The sequence below is a fragment of the Burkholderia sp. 22088 genome (assembly GCF_052045915.1).
Taxonomy (GTDB): Bacteria; Pseudomonadota; Gammaproteobacteria; order Burkholderiales; family Burkholderiaceae; genus Burkholderia; species Burkholderia cepacia.
The window spans coordinates 277,379-291,841 of sequence record NZ_JBQEPY010000005.1 but is presented as its reverse complement, the minus strand read 5'-3'; the positions used below and the strand labels follow the sequence as shown (position 1 = coordinate 291,841).

Below are 14,463 nucleotides of genomic sequence, written 5' to 3'. Positions count from 1 at the left end.
TGGAAGAATGATCGGGCCGGCCTGCGTCAGCGTGCGGATGCGCCGTCGTGCACCGCATAGCCTGCATTCTTCTGACGGAAGCGATACCCGACCGCGAGCACCGCGAGCCATACCGGGATCAGGTACACCGACAGGCGGAGATCCGGCGTCAGGTACATCACGACGAGAATGCCGGCCATGAATGCCAGGCACAGGTAATTCGTGAAAGGATAGCCCAGACTGCGGAAGGAAGTCTCCTCCCGGGCCGCACGCTTCGCCTGGCGGAACTTCAGGTGGATCAGCGTGATCATCGCCCAGTTGATGATCAGCGCCGACACGACGAGGCCCATCAGCACCTCGAACGCCTTGCCCGGCATGAAGTAGTTGACCAGCACGCACACACCGGTCGCGAGCGCCGACGCGCCGAGCGCGGCGAGCGGAATGCCGCGCCTGTTCACCGAGCACAGCACCTTCGGCGCATTGCCCTGCTGCGCGAGGCCGAACAGCATCCGGCTGTTGCTGTACACGCCGCTGTTGTAGACCGACAGTGCGGCCGTCAGCACGACCACGTTCAGCACGTTGGCCACCAGGTTGCTGCTCAGCGCGCGGAAGATCAGGACGAACGGGCTGCCGCCGGTGACGACCTTTTCCCACGGATACAGCGACAGCAGTACGGCGAGCGCGCCGATGTAGAAAATCAGGATCCGGTAGATCACCTGGTTGGTCGCGCGCGGAATGCTGCGCTTCGGATCGTCGGCCTCGGCCGCGGTGATGCCGATCAACTCCAGCCCGCCGAACGAGAACATGATGGCGGCCATCGACATCACGAGCCCCGACACGCCGTTCGGGAAGAAGCCGCCGTGCTGCCACAGGTTCCGGACGCTCGCCTCCGGGCCTGCATGGCCGCTCGCGAGCAGCCAGCCGCCGAAGCCGATCATGCCGACGATCGCGGCGACCTTGATGATCGAGAACCAGAATTCCGTCTCGCCGTACGACTTGACGCTCGCCAGGTTGAGCAGGTTGATCGCGACGAAGAACACCAGCGCCGACACCCAGGTCGGCACGCCGGGCCACCAGTACTGCACGTAGATCCCGACGGCCGACAGCTCGGCCATGCTGACGAGGATGTACAGCACCCAGTAGTTCCAGCCCGACAGGAAGCCGGTGAAGTGGCCGACGTACTTGTTGGCGAAGTAGCTGAACGAGCCGGCGACGGGCTCGTCGACGACCATCTCGCCGAGCTGGCGCATGATGAAGAACGCGACGATGCCGGCCACCGCGTAACCGAGCAGCACGGACGGGCCCGCCATCTTGATCGTCTGCGCGATACCGAGGAACAGCCCCGTGCCGAGCGCGCCGCCGAGCGCAATCAGCTGGATGTGCCGGTTCTTCAGCCCGCGCTTCAGGCCGTCGCTCTCGTTTCCAGAAACCATGTCTTCTCCACTCTGTCCGCCTCCGCCTGAAGCGGGGTGCGGCGCGCCTCGGTGTGCCGGGCGCTGTTTTGCTATGCCGGGGCCGTTCGTGGAGCCGCCGGGTTGGGGACTGCAATCTTCGCGTGGCGGCGCCCGATTCGCGTCGGCGTCCCCGCCAGACCGGCCGCCGACCGTCGCCGCGCCCGCCTTGCTGCGATCGCACACGAAAATCCGGCGTCAGTTTAGCGTCGCGACGGCGAAATCGGGTTTCGTAACCCGTTCATGCAAACCCTACATTATGAGATAAGATTGCACCCAGGAGACGGATGAGGAAATAAAAATGCATGAACCGGTTCTGGATCGCCTCGATCGCCACTTGCTCGCGATCCTGCAGGAGAACGGCCGCGCGTCGAACCTCGATCTGGCGAAGGCGGTCGGCCTGTCGCCCGCGCAGACACTGCGCCGCCACCGGCGGCTGGAGGAAATCGGCGCGATCCGCCGCTACGAAACCCGGCTGTGCCCCGACACGCTCGGTTTTGGCGTCACCGCCTTCGTGCACGTGACGATGGAGCGCGGACATATCCGCGACCTGTCGAAGTTCCAGAAACTGGTGTCGGATCTCGCGCAGATCCAGGAGTGTTTTTCAGTGACGGGCGATATCGACTACGTGCTGAAGGTCGTCGCGCGCGACCTGAAGGGGCTGTCCACGTTCCTGCTCGAGACGCTGATGCGCATTCCCGGCGTGAGCGGCGTGCATTCGAGCGTGTGCCTCGACGAGATCAAGTGCACGAGCGCGATGCCGGTGGAAGGCTGAAGCACCGGCCCGCTTACCTCACCGCCTCGAACGCACTGATCAGCAACGCCCCCGTCGCGATCACCAGGCAACCGGCCGCCCGGCGCGGCGTCAGCCGCTCGCCGAGATATACGCGAGCGATCAGCGCCGCGAACACCACGCTCGTTTCCCGCAGCGCCGACACCGGCCCCATCGGCGCGCGATCCATCGCCCAGATCACGATGCCGTACGCGAGCGCCGCGAACACGCCGCCGCACGCAGCCTTCGCCGTTTCGCCGACATCCCGCGTCAGCCGTAACGGCCCCGCCCGCAGCCGGTAGTACGCGGCCATCATCGCGCCCGTCAGCACGAACATCCACGCGGTATAGCCGACCGTGTTGCCGCTTTCCCGCACGCCGATTCCGTCGACCACGCTGTAGGCCGCGATCGATACGCCGGTCGCGAACGCGGTCGGCAGGACCTGCATCATCCGGTGCTTCGCGTCGCGCCCGCGCTCCAGGCCGATCGCCAGGATGCCCGCGCAGATCAGCACGAGCCCGCATTGCGCGCCGGCATTCAGGTGCTCGCCCGCAAACACCGCCGCGCCGAGCGTGACGAGCAGCGGCGCGGTGCCGCGCGCGACCGGGTATGCGACGGTCAGGTCGCCGTGCTCGTACGCGCGCACCAGCAGCAGCGTATAGACGACGTGGAGCACGGCCGATGCGACGACGCAGAGCCAGCTCGCGGGCGTAATCGGCGCGGCGGCCGGCAGGAACAGCAGCGCGAACAGCCCGATGGCGATCTGCAGCACGGTGGCCGACCGCAGCCGGTCGCCGCTGCTGCGCACGAGCGCATTCCATGACGCATGCAGGAACGCGGCACACAGAACGGCAAACAGAACGGGGATCGGCACGATGCGTACTCGCTGACGGTCGGCCACGCGAAATCGTCGCCGCAGGGCGTTCATCGTATGAATACGTCATCCGGTTGTCAAAAAACCTGCGCTGCGCAGCGTCCTGCGCCCCCGCGCCGCCACGCCGTTTCGCCTGTCCCGCCCGCCCCGTGCGGCATCCGCGGCAATCGCTCCACCCGCCGCGGAATGTGACGCGAAGGTGGCAGGCGGTCTGCCCCTTTCCGTTCTCTTTCGCCTTGCGCCCCGGCGTAATGAAATCGATACCGCAGCGCAATCGGCGCGAAACCACTCCGTCCCCATATCTTCATACGGGACTGTTTCAATGCGCGTGCTCTCTCACGAGCTCCGCGCCGAACCGACACGGCGACGGGGCCGCTCTCCACCATCGAAGACCTTACCTGGAGTTTCCCGATGTTCCGTCAAGCCTTGCTCGTCACCGCCTGCGCAGCCGCGGCGCTGGCGCTGTTCGCCTGCGGCGGCAGCGACGATCCCACGTCGACGCCTGCCGTGTCGTCGCAGGATGCGCTGCAGACCGCCACGCCGATCAAGCATCTCGTCGTGATCTATGGCGAAAACATCTCGTTCGACCACTACTTCGGCACCTACCCGAACGCGACGAACCCGTCGGGCGAACCGGCGTTCACCGCGAAGGCCGGCACGCCGACGCCGAACGGGCTGACGGGCACGCTGCTCACCGCGAACCCGAACTTCACGAACACGGCCAACGGCACCGACGCGGCGAACCCGTTCCGCCTCGACCGCACGCAGGCCGCGACCGCCGACCAGAACCACGCGTACACGGCCGAACAGCAGGCCGAGGACAACGGCCTCGCCGACCTGTTCCCGAAATACACCGGCAAGGGCTCGTCCGGCGGCGCCGGCGCATTCGGCACGAAGGGCCAGGTGATGGGCTACTTCGACGGCAACACCGTAACCGCGCTGTGGAACTACGCGCAGCGCTTCGCGATGAGCGACAACACGTTCACGACGGTCTATGGGCCGTCGACGCCCGGCGCGCTGAACGTGGTGTCCGGCCAGACCAACGGGATGCAGATCGTCAAGACGTCGAAGCAGCCGTCGACGCTCGCGTCCAGCTCGTACTACATCAATGACGGCGCGGGCGGCCTCACGATGATCAACGACGTCGACCCGGGCTTCGACGTGTGCTCGAGCACGACCGACCAGGCGATGATGACGGGCAAGAACATCGGCGACCTGCTGAACGGCGCGAAGATCACGTGGGGCGGCTTCATGGGCGGCTTCAACCTGTCGACGACGAACGGCAACGGCACGACGGGCTGCGCGCGCAGTACGGTCGCGACCGCCGTGAACGCCGCGACGGCCGACTACATCCCGCACCACAACTGGTTCCAGTACTACGCGTCGACCGCGAACCCGCAGCACACGCGCCCGAGCTCGGTCGCGGCGATCGGCTCGAGCTTCCAGACCGACGGCAAGACCGCCGAACCCGCGAACCACCAGTACGACACGGACGACTTCTTCGCCGCCGTGAAGGCCGGCAACTTCCCGTCGGTCAGCTACCTGAAGGCCCCGGCCGCACAGGATGCGCACGCCGGCTATTCGGATCCGCTCGACGAGCAGGCGTTCGTGACGAAGGTCGTCAACTTCCTGCAGCAGCAGCCGGACTGGCAGAACACGGCCGTGATCGTCACCTATGACGACTCGGACGGCTGGTACGACCACGTGTACACGGCACCGACGCGCGCGTCGTCCGATCCGGTCGACCAGGTCAACGGCAACGGCAAGTGCGGCACGGGCGGCACCACCGGCGTGAACGGCGCGACCGTGAACGGCCGCTGCGGCCCGGGCGTGCGCATTCCGCTGATCGTGATCTCGCCGTACGCGAAGCAGAACTACGTCGACCACACGATGCTCGACCAGTCGTCCGTCGTGCGCTTCATCGAGGACAACTGGCTGGGCGGCCAGCGCATCGGCGGCGGTTCGTTCGATGCGACGGCGGGCGACCTGCGCGCGCTGTTCGACTTCACGTCGAAGCCGAACACGACGCCGCTGTACCTCGACCCGACGCTCGGCACCGCATTGAGCGCGGCACCGGCGATCTGACCGGTATTGCATGACCGCATGGCCGGCGCCTCACGCGCCGGCCGTTTCCGTTTGTTCCGTTCAACGCGCCGCTTCGTGCGGCGCCCGATTCCCGACCGACAGCATGACAGCTCGCCCCGCGTTCCCGTCTCCCGACGCCTCCGGCACCTCCGCGCCGCGCGCCCCTTCCCGCCTTCTGCGCCGCGCGGCATTCGCGATCGGCGCCGCCGTGCTCGGCTACGGCGCGTTCGCGATCGCGTTTCCCGCGCAGGTACCGGCGGCGATCGGCACCGTCGTCGCCGACTGGACGGGGGCGAACCCGCATCCGGTCGTGCTGCAGCGGCCCGCCGCGCAGCCGCTGTCGGCGGTCGCGCAGCTCGGGCGCGCGCTGTTCGCCGACCCGTCGCTGTCCGCGTCGGGCAAGCAGTCGTGCGCGTCGTGCCACAGCCCCGATCACGCGTACGGCCCGCCGAACGCGCTCGACGTGCAGCCGGGCGGCCTCGCGATGACGCAGCAGGGTTATCGCCCGCCGCCGTCATTGATGTACCTGTACCGCCAGCCGAACTTCAGCATCGGCCCCGACGCCGGTGAAAACGACGCCGCTCCGAGCGTCGCGCAACAGGCCGCTTCGGCCGCCGGCGTGGTGAAGGCGCAGAAGGTGGCCGGCACGTCGGCCGCGCCGCAACTCGTGCCGCAGGGCGGGATGTTCTGGGATGGCCGCGCCGATACGCTGCAGCAGCAGGCGTTCGGCCCGCTGCTGAATCCGGTCGAGATGGCGAACGCGAGCATCGACGACGTCGCGCGCAAGCTCGCGCAGTCGTCGCACCGCGCCCAGCTCGAGCAGCTGTTCGGCGCACGCGTGTTCGACAGCCCGCAGCTCGCGGTATCGGAAGCGATGTTCGCGATCGCGCGCTACCAGGTGGAGGATCCGTCGTTCCACCCGTACAGCAGCAAGTACGACCGCTGGCTCGAAGGCCGTGCGCGGCTGACTCGGGCCGAACTGCGCGGGCTGCGGCTGTTCAACGACCCGGACAAGGCGAATTGCGCGGGCTGCCACCTGTCGAAGCCCGGCAAGGACGGATTGCCGCCGATGTTTACCGATTACCAGTACGAGGCGCTCGGTGTGCCGCGTAACCAGCAGCTCGCGCAGAACCGCAACCCGGCGTTCCACGATCTCGGCGTGTGCGGGCCGTTCCGCGACGACCTGAAGGACCAGACGCAGTATTGCGGGATGTTCCTCACACCGACACTGCGCAACTCGGCGACGCGCCATGTGTTCTTCCACAACGGCGTGTTCCACACGCTCGACCAGGTGATGGCGTTCTACAACGAGCGCAGCATCTCGCCGCAGAAGTTCTATTCGCGCGGCGCGGACGGCAAGGTCGACGAGTACGACGACATTCCGCCGAAATACCGCGCGAACGTCGACGTGACCGATGCGCCGTTCGATCGCAAGCCGGGCGACAAGCCTGCGATGACGGCGCAGGACATCAGGGATATCGAAGCGTTTCTGGGAACGTTGAACGACGAGCCGGCGCGCTGAGCGGCCGGCTGTCGGATGCCGTGCGCGCCGCGTTCGTCAGCGGCGCGCACGGATGCACAGGAAGGCCGGCGCCAGCGACAGCTCCGCGTGGAGCCGCTCCGATACGGCCTTCATCTCGGGTAGCGGTGTCGGTTCGACGAAACGGTCGAGGCGCCAGCCGGCGTCGGCGAGCGCATTCAGGATGTCGGCGAGCGGCCGGCGCCAGGCCTCGACATAGGGTTTCGGTTCTCCAAAGCCCGACCAATGGAAGCCGAACCGGCTCGTATCGAAGTACGTGCCGTCCCCGCGCGTGCGTTCGTCCATCCAGTCGCGCATCGGATGCGCCATCGAGAACACCAGCGTCGCGCCCGGCCGCGCGACACGTCTGAATTCGCGCAGCGTCGGCGTCAGATCGCGCACGTAGTCGAACGCGAGCGAGCACAGGATCTTGTCGAAAGCGTGGTCGGGCAGCCAGTCGAGCGGCGCCGCGAGATCGCCTTCCGCGACGTCGACCGCGAGCCCCGCGCAACGCGCCTTCGCGAGCGCGACCATCTCGGGCGTGATGTCGAACGCGTGGACGGTCGCACCGTGGCGCGCGAGGTGCTCGCTGCAGATGCCGGGCCCGCAGCCGGCGTCGAGCACCGTCAGGCCGTCGACGTCGCCGAGCAGCGCCATCGTAGCCGGCCGCTCGTAAAGCGCGTTGTGTGCCTTGGTCGGCGCGATGTCCGCGTAGCGTTGCGCGAAGCTCGCGTAAACGCGGCGGGCGGACGGTTCGTTCGGGTCGGTCATGCGGCATCCGTCGGTGGAGACTGGGCAGGCCGATTCTGCCCGATCCGACGGCGGCTGGCGACCTGGCCTCGCGCCGGCGTCAGGACAGGCTGTCGAGCAACCGATACCACGCGACCCCGGCCGCGATATAGAAGCGCTGCAACCCGTGCAACGGGATCGGGCGGATCGGCGTGACCCGGAACGGCAGCGGCAGTTGCGCATCGCCCGACAGATGCGCGGCCAGGTGCTTGCCGAGCGTCGTCGCCATCGCGATGCCGCGGCCGTTGTAGCCGAGCGCGATCGTCACGCCCGGCGCGGGCTCGTGCACGTGCGGCAGGAAATCCGCGGTGATCGCGACGCGCCCCGCCCAGCGGTATTCGAACCGGACGCCCTTCAGTTGCGGATACAGCAGCGTCGTCGCGCGTTCGAGGTGGCGCCAGTCGCTCGGCGCGCGCGGGTCGGCGAACGGGCCGCGGCCGCCCATCAGCAGGCGCCCGGCCGCGTCACGGCGGAAGTACAGCAGCAGACGCCGCGCATCCGATGCAACCTCGCCGCCGACGAGGATGTCGCGGCCGAGCTCCGGCGCGAGCGGTTCCGTCGCGACGATGAAACTGTTCGCGGCGATCACCGACTGACGCAAGCCGGGCCACAGCCCGTCCGTGTAGCCGTTGGTCGCGATCACGACGCGTTCGGCCGACAGCGTCGTGCCGCCGGACGTCGCGATCCGCCAGCGGCCGTCGGTGCGCGTCAGCCCGACGGCGCGGGTCGACCCATGCACGACCGCCCCGCTCGCCTGCGCGGCGCGCACGAGGCCGCGCGTATAACCGAGCGGCTGCACGCTGCCGGCGCGGCGATCGATCCAGCCGCCCGCATACGCGGGCGTGCCGAGCCGACGCGCGATTTCGTCGCGGCCAAGCACGTCGACCGGCGCGCCGCGCGCGGCCCATTGCTGCGCCCGACGTGCGACCGTGTCGAGCATCGCGGCGGTCGGCGCCGGCTGGATCCAGCCGGCGCGACGCGCATCGCAGTCGATTCCGTACCGCGCGATCAGGTCGAACACCGTGTCGGCCGCGCCGCCGACGATGCCGACAAGCTGTTCGCCGGCCTCGTCGCCGAACCGGCGTACCAGTTCGTCGGGGTCGTATTTCAGCCCGGGAATCACCTGCCCGCCGTTGCGGCCCGATGCGCCCCAGCCCGGCTGCGCGCCGTCGATCACGCGGACGTCGACACCGCGTTCGGCCAGATGAAGTGCGGTCGACAGGCCCGTGAAGCCCGCGCCGACGATCGCCACGTCGCACGACACGGACGCGTCGAGCGCGGGCGTATCGGGCGCCGGCGCGGCGGTTGCCGCCCACAGCGAATCCGGCCACTGCGCGTCGGGCCGTCCGGGTGCCGCGTTCGTTGCGCTCATGTTCGATCCGGGTGGTCGGCGCCGTCCGACGCCAGCAGGCGGCGCAGGAATTCCTGCGTGCGGGGATGGGTCGGCTGCGTGAGCACGTCGCGCGCCGGTCCGCTTTCGCAGATCGTGCCGTCGTGCAGGAAGCACACGCGATCGGCCACCTCGCGTGCGAATGCCATTTCGTGCGTGACGACCACCATGGTCATCCCGTCGCGGGCGAGCCCGCGCATCACGCCGAGCACTTCGCCGACGAGCTCGGGGTCGAGCGCCGACGTCGGCTCGTCGAACAGGATCGCCTGCGGCGCCATCGCGAGCGCGCGTGCGATCGCGACGCGCTGCTGCTGGCCGCCCGACAGTTCCGACGGATACGCGTTCATCCGGTGCGAAAGCCCGACCTTGTCGAGCAGCGCACGCGCCTGCTCGCGTGCCTGCGCGGCCGGCATGCGCCGCACGTGCACGGGCCCTTCCATCACGTTCTCGAGCGCCGTGCGGTGCGCGAACAGGTTGAAGCGCTGGAACACCATGCCGACCCGCATCCGCAGTTCGTGGATCCGCTTCGAATGCGCGTCGACCTTCACGCCGTCGATCGTGATCGACCCTTCGTCGTAGGTCTCGAAGCCGTTGATACAGCGCAGCACGGTCGACTTGCCGGAACCGGACGGCCCGATCAGGCACACGACTTCACCCGCCTGCACGTCGAGGCTCACGCCCTTCAGCACCGCGTGCTGCTGAAACCGTTTATGGATGGAATCGATCCGGATCATGCGCCCCTCCTCAGTGCGAGCCGCTTGCCGAGCCGGTTCACGCCGAACATCAGCGGCAGGCCGAGCGCGAGATACAGCAGCGCGACGAGCGTGTAGACGCTCATGTTCTGGAACGTCGACGACGCGATCAGCTGGCCGGCGCGCGTGATCTCGGCGACCGTGATCGTCGACGCGACCGACGAATCCTTCAGCAACATCACCAGCGTGTTGCCGTACGGCGGCAGCGCGATGCGGAACGCCTGCGGCAGCACCACGCGCCGCATGATCATCGGCCCGCGCATGCCGATCGCGTGCGCGGCCTCGATCTGGCCGCGGTCGATCGCCTCGATGCCCGCGCGGAAGTTCTCGGCCTGATACGCCGAATACGCGATGCCGAGACCGAGCACGCCAGCCTGGAATGCCGACAGTTGCACGCCGAGATCAGGCAGCACGAAGTACATGTAAAACAGCTGCACGATGATCGGCAGCCCGCGGATCACGTTGACGATCGTGCTGCCGGCCGTCGAGACGGCACGATTGCGCGACACCTTCAGCAGCGCAAGGATCAGCCCGAGCACCGAGCTGAGCACGAACGCGCATGCGGTGATCTCGATCGTGACCACCGCGCCCTTCAGCAGGATCGGCAGGAAATCGATCGCATTCTGGAAAAACATGAGGCCTCCTATGCGACGGCCGGACGGCCCGCCGCCGGGAATGCCCGCGACGCGCGGGCGATGCCGGTCGGGAATCGAATGCCGACGCTCAGCTCATGTGCCACTTCTGCAGGATCTGCTGCAGCGTGCCGTCGCTCTTCATCTTGCGGATCGCGCCGTTGAGCTGTTCGAGCGTCGCAGTGTCACCCTTGCGCACGATGAAGCACACCTGCCCCTTCACGACGCTCTGGTATTCCGGCACGAGCCGCACCTGGCGATTGACGCCGTGTTCGATCTGGTACGCGACGATCGGCTGGTCGGCGAAGCCGGCCTTGATGCGCCCGAGCGCGACGTCGCGCATGATATCGGCGATCGAATCGTAGGTCCGGACTTCCTTGAAGATGCCCTTCTTGTTGAGCGCATCGACGAACGCCGTGTCGACCTGCGCGCCGACCACCTGGTCCTTGAAATCGTCCATCGACGTATAGCGGCCCGGGTCGTCGGCCTTCACGATCAGGCCTTCGCCGAATGAGTAGACGGTGTCGGAGAAATCGACGACCTGCTGGCGCGCCGGCGTCTTCAGCATCGCGGCCGAGATGATGTCGATCTTCTGCGTGGTGAGCGACGGGATCAGCGCCGAGAACACGGTCTGCTGCACGTCGACGCGAAACCCGGCCGACTTCCCGGCTGCCGTGATCGCATCGACCATCATCCCCTGGATCGAATTGCTCTTGACGTCGAGAAACGTGAACGGCACGCCGGTGGCCGTCGCGCCGACCTTCAGCGTCGGCTCGGCCGCAACGGCACCCGCCGATGCCGTGGAGAGGGCAATACAGGTGGCGAAACCGGCGGCCAGTGCGCCGAACCGCTTGATGAACGGAACCATGGTGACTCCTTCTCGAATAATCCGGGCGCCGGCCGGTCGCTGATCGACACTGCGACGATGACCCGATCTTAAAACGAATCAAAAACATCGCAAATAGATTTTTGCGTATCGATATTCGATACGCTATGATGCGATATCGAATCGATTCCGCTCCTCGCCATGGAAACGTCGCCCGACCAAGCAAACGATCTGCTGTTCAACCAGTCGCTGGAAAAAGGGCTGAACGTGCTGCGCGCGTTCAGCGCGAAACGGCGCACGATGACGCTGGCGGAAGTGGCCGACGCGGCGGGGATGACGAAAAGCTCCGCGCAGCGGATGGTCTATACGCTCGAGAAGCTCGGCTACATCCGCAAGCATCCGGTCACGCGGCGTTACCAGCTCACGCCGCACGTGATGCGGATCGGCTTCAACTATCTCGCCGCCGACACGTTGATCGACGTCGCGAATCCGTTCCTGTCCGAGCTCACGAACCTGACCGGCGAAACCACCAACCTCACCGAGCCGGACGAGGACGAAATGGTGTACGTCGCGCGTTTCGTGTCGACCAAGTTCGTGCCGATTCACATGCCGATCGGCAGCCGCATCCCGATGTACTGCACCGGTTCCGGGCGCGCGTTCCTGAGCGCATTGGCGCCGGAAGAAGCACGCGCGCGGCTCGACGACATGGTGCGCACGCCGCATACGCCGCGCACCGTCACGGCGCTCGACGATCTCGTCGCATTGCTCGACAACGCGCGGCGCGAAGGCTATGCGACCAACCAGGAAGAACTGTTCATCGGCGACATGTCGATTGCCGCGCCCGTGCTCGGCAGTCAGGGGCAGCCGGTCGCGGCCGTGCACGTGGTCGCGCCGACGAGCCGCTGGACGTTCGACGACGCGCGCCGCAAGCTCGCGCCGGCGGTGATCGACTGCGCGCGCGGGATCAGCAACTCGATCCGGACGCTCGAGTAGGGTTCGTGAGGCGGGAGACCGTGCGCCCCGGCTGTGCGCAACGGCGTTTGATCGCTACTGCGGCTTCCGCGAAGCCTCGCTCCGATAAGTCCGGTTCGGATGCAACACGAGCGGCTTCGCGACAGCGTCCAGTTCCTTGCCGTGATACAGATCGAGGCACTTCAGGAAGTCGAACTTCGCGTCCCCGACTTCCGATTCGACAACCGGATTTCGATAGTCACGGGCCAGATACTTCGCGACCAGCGCGTGAATGACATCCGGCGCACACTCCATGTCGTAGTAGGTCCAGTCGCGCAACGCGCTGATGCTGCTGCCGATGTCCCTGCTCACGCCGGCCTCCTGCTTGTAAGCGGTAGCCAGGCACTCCGCGAGCACCCTGTCCTTGAAGTTCTGGAGGTAAGTCCGTGAGCCGGCCTCGGGCGATGTTTGTGCGCTGTCCTTCGCCACGACCATCGCGGGTTGAAACGCGATGCACGCCAACACGGCAGCGATCCGGACTCCCCTCATGACAGGCTCCAGAAGTTTGCGCGATCGGAACGATACCGCGCGCCCGGTTCGTTGAAGTAACCATGATCGCGCCCCGGATGCTCGCGTCCGTCGCCCTCCGCGGCCGGACCTCGAGGATCGGATCAAACCCCGACGGGGAAAAGTATGGCCGACTGTCGCCGACAGCCTCTTCGTCCACCCACCCCCTCGTTTTCCCCGATCCCGTTCATCTTGACTCCGCCGCACCGATCGACAAAACTTCGCACATCGCAAGTGTGATCACAGATCGCAGATCAATCCCAGGAGAACCCCGCCTTGCCGCCTCGTATCGTCCCGCCCGCACTGAAAGCCATCGAACAGGAAACGATGGCCGACAAGGTCTATCAGCAACTGCGCGAAGCGCTGATGAGCGGCCGCTTCGCGCCCGGCCAGGCGCTGAGCCTGCGCAGCGTCGCCGAGGCAGTCGGCTCGTCGACGATGCCGGTGCGTGCCGCGCTCACGCGGTTGCGCGCTGAGCGCGCGCTGGTCGACGGCCCGAACCGGGCGCTCGTCGTTCCGCCGATGACGCTCGACATGCTCGACGAACTGCGCGACGTGCGGATCGCCCTCGAAGGCTGCATCGCCGAGCGCGCGTGCGAGCGGATGACCGACGCGCAGATCGCGGTCGTGCGCAAGACCTGCGAAACGATGCAGGCACACGTCGAGGCCGGCCGCTCGCGCGCCTACCTGCAAAGCAATTTCGCGTTCCACAGCGCGATCTACGCGCACGGCGCCAGCGAAAACACGCTCGCGATCGTCGAGAACCTGTGGATGCGCGTCGGCCCGTTCCTCAACATGGTCGCGCTCGACATCCCGCACATGCGGCGTTCGATGGATGCGCACCGTGCCATCGTCGATGCACTCGAGCGACGCGACGGCGCGGGCGTGCGGGCCGGCATCGCGCTCGACATCGGCGGCGCCGCGCACGATCTCGCCGAGACGCTGCGAGCCGAACAGACGCCGCGGACCGTGAACGCGAAACCGTAGCCGCCGCCCGCCTCGACCCGCCGAATCGCGAGCGGCCGCAATCCGACTACACCAACGATGGAGACAACCCGGCATGACAGCTTCCGACCTGCTGAAACCCTATGACGGCCTGCGCGTCCTCGTGACGGGCGGCGCGTCGGGCATCGGTCTCGAAATCGCCGACGCGTTCGCCGAATGCGGCGCGCGCGTGCACGTGTGCGACGCCTCGCAAGCCGCGATCGCGGCGCTCGCCGACCGGCCGCCGCGCGCCGCGGCCGGCGCGATCAGCGCGACGCTGGCCGATGTATCCGACCCGGCCGCCGTGGAGCGCGTGTTCGCCGACGTATCGACCACGCTCGGCGGCCTCGACGTGCTGGTCAACAACGCGGGTATCGCCGGCCCGACCGGCGGCATCGACGAAATCGACCCCGTGCAGTGGGAACAAACCGTCGCGATCAACCTGAACGCGCAATTCCAGTTCGCGCGCCGCGCGGTGCCGCTGCTGCGCGAGTCGAAACACGGCGGCGCGATCATTGCACTGTCGTCGGTCGCCGGCCGGCTCGGCTATGCGTTCCGCACGCCGTATGCGGCCACCAAATGGGCGGTGGTCGGCCTCGTGAAGAGCCTCGCGATCGAACTCGGGCCGCTCGGCATCCGCGTGAACGCGATCCAGCCCGGCATCGTGCGCGGCCCGCGGATGCGCCGCGTGATCGAGGCGCGCGCGCAGCAGCTCGGCATCGGCTACGACGACATGGAGAAGCGCTATCTCGAGAAGATCTCGCTGCGGCGCATGACCGATCCGGCCGAGATCGCCGCGACCGCGCTGTTCCTGTGCTCGCCGGGCGGGCATGGCATCACCGGCCAGGCGATCTCCGTCTGCGGCAACGTCGAAGTGCTCTGACGCGTCCTG

At 67.4% G+C, this 14,463-nt stretch carries 14 protein-coding genes; 6 read left to right on the top strand and 8 right to left on the bottom strand.

Going from position 1 to position 14,463, the window contains the following annotated elements:
- Positions 1-26 precede the first annotated feature (26 nt).
- On the bottom strand, positions 27-1,412 hold the full coding sequence (locus ACTJLD_RS12055; protein ID WP_440658836.1) for an amino acid permease: 1,386 nt from the start codon (positions 1,410-1,412) through the stop codon (positions 27-29).
- A gap of 319 nt (positions 1,413-1,731) precedes the next feature.
- Between ACTJLD_RS12055 and ACTJLD_RS12050 the strand changes: the two genes are divergently transcribed.
- The gene (locus ACTJLD_RS12050) at positions 1,732-2,205 is read left to right on the top strand and encodes an Lrp/AsnC family transcriptional regulator (RefSeq protein ID WP_021159174.1); all 474 of its coding nucleotides are present in this window, start codon (positions 1,732-1,734) and stop codon (positions 2,203-2,205) included.
- Positions 2,206-2,218: 13 nt separating this feature from the next.
- On the opposite strand, the gene ACTJLD_RS12045 is transcribed toward ACTJLD_RS12050, so the two are convergent.
- Positions 2,219-3,130, bottom strand: a complete 912-nt coding sequence (locus ACTJLD_RS12045) for an EamA family transporter (protein WP_440658835.1) — start codon at positions 3,128-3,130, stop codon at positions 2,219-2,221.
- A 357-nt stretch (positions 3,131-3,487) separates the two neighbouring features.
- On the opposite strand from ACTJLD_RS12045, the gene ACTJLD_RS12040 reads away from it, so the two are divergent.
- Both ACTJLD_RS12040 and ACTJLD_RS12035 read left to right on the top strand, forming a co-directional pair.
- Positions 3,488-5,161, top strand: coding sequence for a phospholipase C (locus tag ACTJLD_RS12040; RefSeq protein ID WP_440658833.1), 1,674 nt, complete (start codon positions 3,488-3,490; stop codon positions 5,159-5,161).
- A 103-nt stretch (positions 5,162-5,264) separates the two neighbouring features.
- On the top strand, positions 5,265-6,683 hold the full coding sequence (locus ACTJLD_RS12035) for a cytochrome-c peroxidase (protein ID WP_440658832.1): 1,419 nt from the start codon (positions 5,265-5,267) through the stop codon (positions 6,681-6,683).
- Between the two features lie 36 nt (positions 6,684-6,719).
- Here the strand turns inward: ACTJLD_RS12035 and ACTJLD_RS12030 are convergent, their stop codons facing one another.
- The 5 genes from ACTJLD_RS12030 to ACTJLD_RS12010 all read right to left on the bottom strand — a co-directional run bounded on the left by ACTJLD_RS12030 (position 6,720) and on the right by ACTJLD_RS12010 (position 11,111).
- A complete protein-coding gene (locus tag ACTJLD_RS12030; protein WP_060085238.1) occupies positions 6,720-7,451 on the bottom strand; it encodes a class I SAM-dependent methyltransferase in 732 nt (243 codons plus the stop codon).
- 79 nt (positions 7,452-7,530) lie between these two features.
- A complete protein-coding gene (locus ACTJLD_RS12025; RefSeq protein WP_440658831.1) occupies positions 7,531-8,841 on the bottom strand; it encodes an NAD(P)/FAD-dependent oxidoreductase in 1,311 nt (436 codons plus the stop codon).
- Positions 8,838-9,593, bottom strand: a complete 756-nt coding sequence (locus tag ACTJLD_RS12020) for an amino acid ABC transporter ATP-binding protein (RefSeq protein WP_060061795.1) — start codon at positions 9,591-9,593, stop codon at positions 8,838-8,840. Before ACTJLD_RS12020 ends, ACTJLD_RS12025 begins: the two co-directional genes overlap by 4 nt.
- Positions 9,590-10,246: an amino acid ABC transporter permease gene (locus ACTJLD_RS12015; RefSeq protein WP_006482843.1), complete on the bottom strand. Its 657-nt coding sequence runs from the start codon at positions 10,244-10,246 to the stop codon at positions 9,590-9,592. The genes ACTJLD_RS12020 and ACTJLD_RS12015 overlap by 4 nt, the downstream gene beginning before the upstream one ends.
- 88 nt (positions 10,247-10,334) lie before the next feature.
- Entirely contained in the window at positions 10,335-11,111 is a 777-nt protein-coding gene (locus ACTJLD_RS12010) for an ABC transporter substrate-binding protein (protein ID WP_440658830.1), read from the bottom strand.
- A 159-nt stretch (positions 11,112-11,270) separates the two neighbouring features.
- On the opposite strand from ACTJLD_RS12010, the gene ACTJLD_RS12005 reads away from it, so the two are divergent.
- Positions 11,271-12,062, top strand: coding sequence for an IclR family transcriptional regulator (locus ACTJLD_RS12005; protein WP_059694911.1), 792 nt, complete (start codon positions 11,271-11,273; stop codon positions 12,060-12,062).
- A 54-nt stretch (positions 12,063-12,116) separates the two neighbouring features.
- Here ACTJLD_RS12005 and ACTJLD_RS12000 read toward each other — a convergent pair whose 3' ends face one another.
- Entirely contained in the window at positions 12,117-12,569 is a 453-nt protein-coding gene (locus tag ACTJLD_RS12000; protein ID WP_440658829.1) for a type VI secretion system amidase immunity protein Tai4, read from the bottom strand.
- Positions 12,570-12,863: 294 nt separating this feature from the next.
- Between ACTJLD_RS12000 and ACTJLD_RS11995 the strand changes: the two genes are divergently transcribed.
- Positions 12,864-13,574 (top strand): GntR family transcriptional regulator, encoded by a 711-nt coding sequence (locus tag ACTJLD_RS11995; RefSeq protein WP_059694915.1) that lies wholly within the window; start codon positions 12,864-12,866, stop codon positions 13,572-13,574.
- 73 nt (positions 13,575-13,647) lie between these two features.
- Complete coding sequence (locus ACTJLD_RS11990; RefSeq protein WP_176096339.1) at positions 13,648-14,454, top strand: SDR family oxidoreductase; 807 nt, start codon at positions 13,648-13,650, stop codon at positions 14,452-14,454.
- Positions 14,455-14,463 lie beyond the last annotated feature (9 nt).

Coding starts and splice junctions, on each gene's coding strand:
- ACTJLD_RS12020 (WP_060061795.1), bottom strand. CDS start 9,593: ATGATCCGGATCGATTCCATCCATAAACGGTTTCAGCAGCACGCGGTG.
- ACTJLD_RS12000 (WP_440658829.1), bottom strand. CDS start 12,569: ATGAGGGGAGTCCGGATCGCTGCCGTGTTGGCGTGCATCGCGTTTCAA.
- ACTJLD_RS12045 (WP_440658835.1), bottom strand. CDS start 3,130: ATGAACGCCCTGCGGCGACGATTTCGCGTGGCCGACCGTCAGCGAGTA.
- ACTJLD_RS11990 (WP_176096339.1), top strand. CDS start 13,648: ATGACAGCTTCCGACCTGCTGAAACCCTATGACGGCCTGCGCGTCCTC.
- ACTJLD_RS12005 (WP_059694911.1), top strand. CDS start 11,271: ATGGAAACGTCGCCCGACCAAGCAAACGATCTGCTGTTCAACCAGTCG.
- ACTJLD_RS12035 (WP_440658832.1), top strand. CDS start 5,265: ATGACAGCTCGCCCCGCGTTCCCGTCTCCCGACGCCTCCGGCACCTCC.
- ACTJLD_RS12010 (WP_440658830.1), bottom strand. CDS start 11,111: ATGGTTCCGTTCATCAAGCGGTTCGGCGCACTGGCCGCCGGTTTCGCC.
- ACTJLD_RS12015 (WP_006482843.1), bottom strand. CDS start 10,246: ATGTTTTTCCAGAATGCGATCGATTTCCTGCCGATCCTGCTGAAGGGC.
- ACTJLD_RS12050 (WP_021159174.1), top strand. CDS start 1,732: ATGCATGAACCGGTTCTGGATCGCCTCGATCGCCACTTGCTCGCGATC.
- ACTJLD_RS12030 (WP_060085238.1), bottom strand. CDS start 7,451: ATGACCGACCCGAACGAACCGTCCGCCCGCCGCGTTTACGCGAGCTTC.
- ACTJLD_RS12055 (WP_440658836.1), bottom strand. CDS start 1,412: ATGGTTTCTGGAAACGAGAGCGACGGCCTGAAGCGCGGGCTGAAGAAC.
- ACTJLD_RS12040 (WP_440658833.1), top strand. CDS start 3,488: ATGTTCCGTCAAGCCTTGCTCGTCACCGCCTGCGCAGCCGCGGCGCTG.
- ACTJLD_RS12025 (WP_440658831.1), bottom strand. CDS start 8,841: ATGAGCGCAACGAACGCGGCACCCGGACGGCCCGACGCGCAGTGGCCG.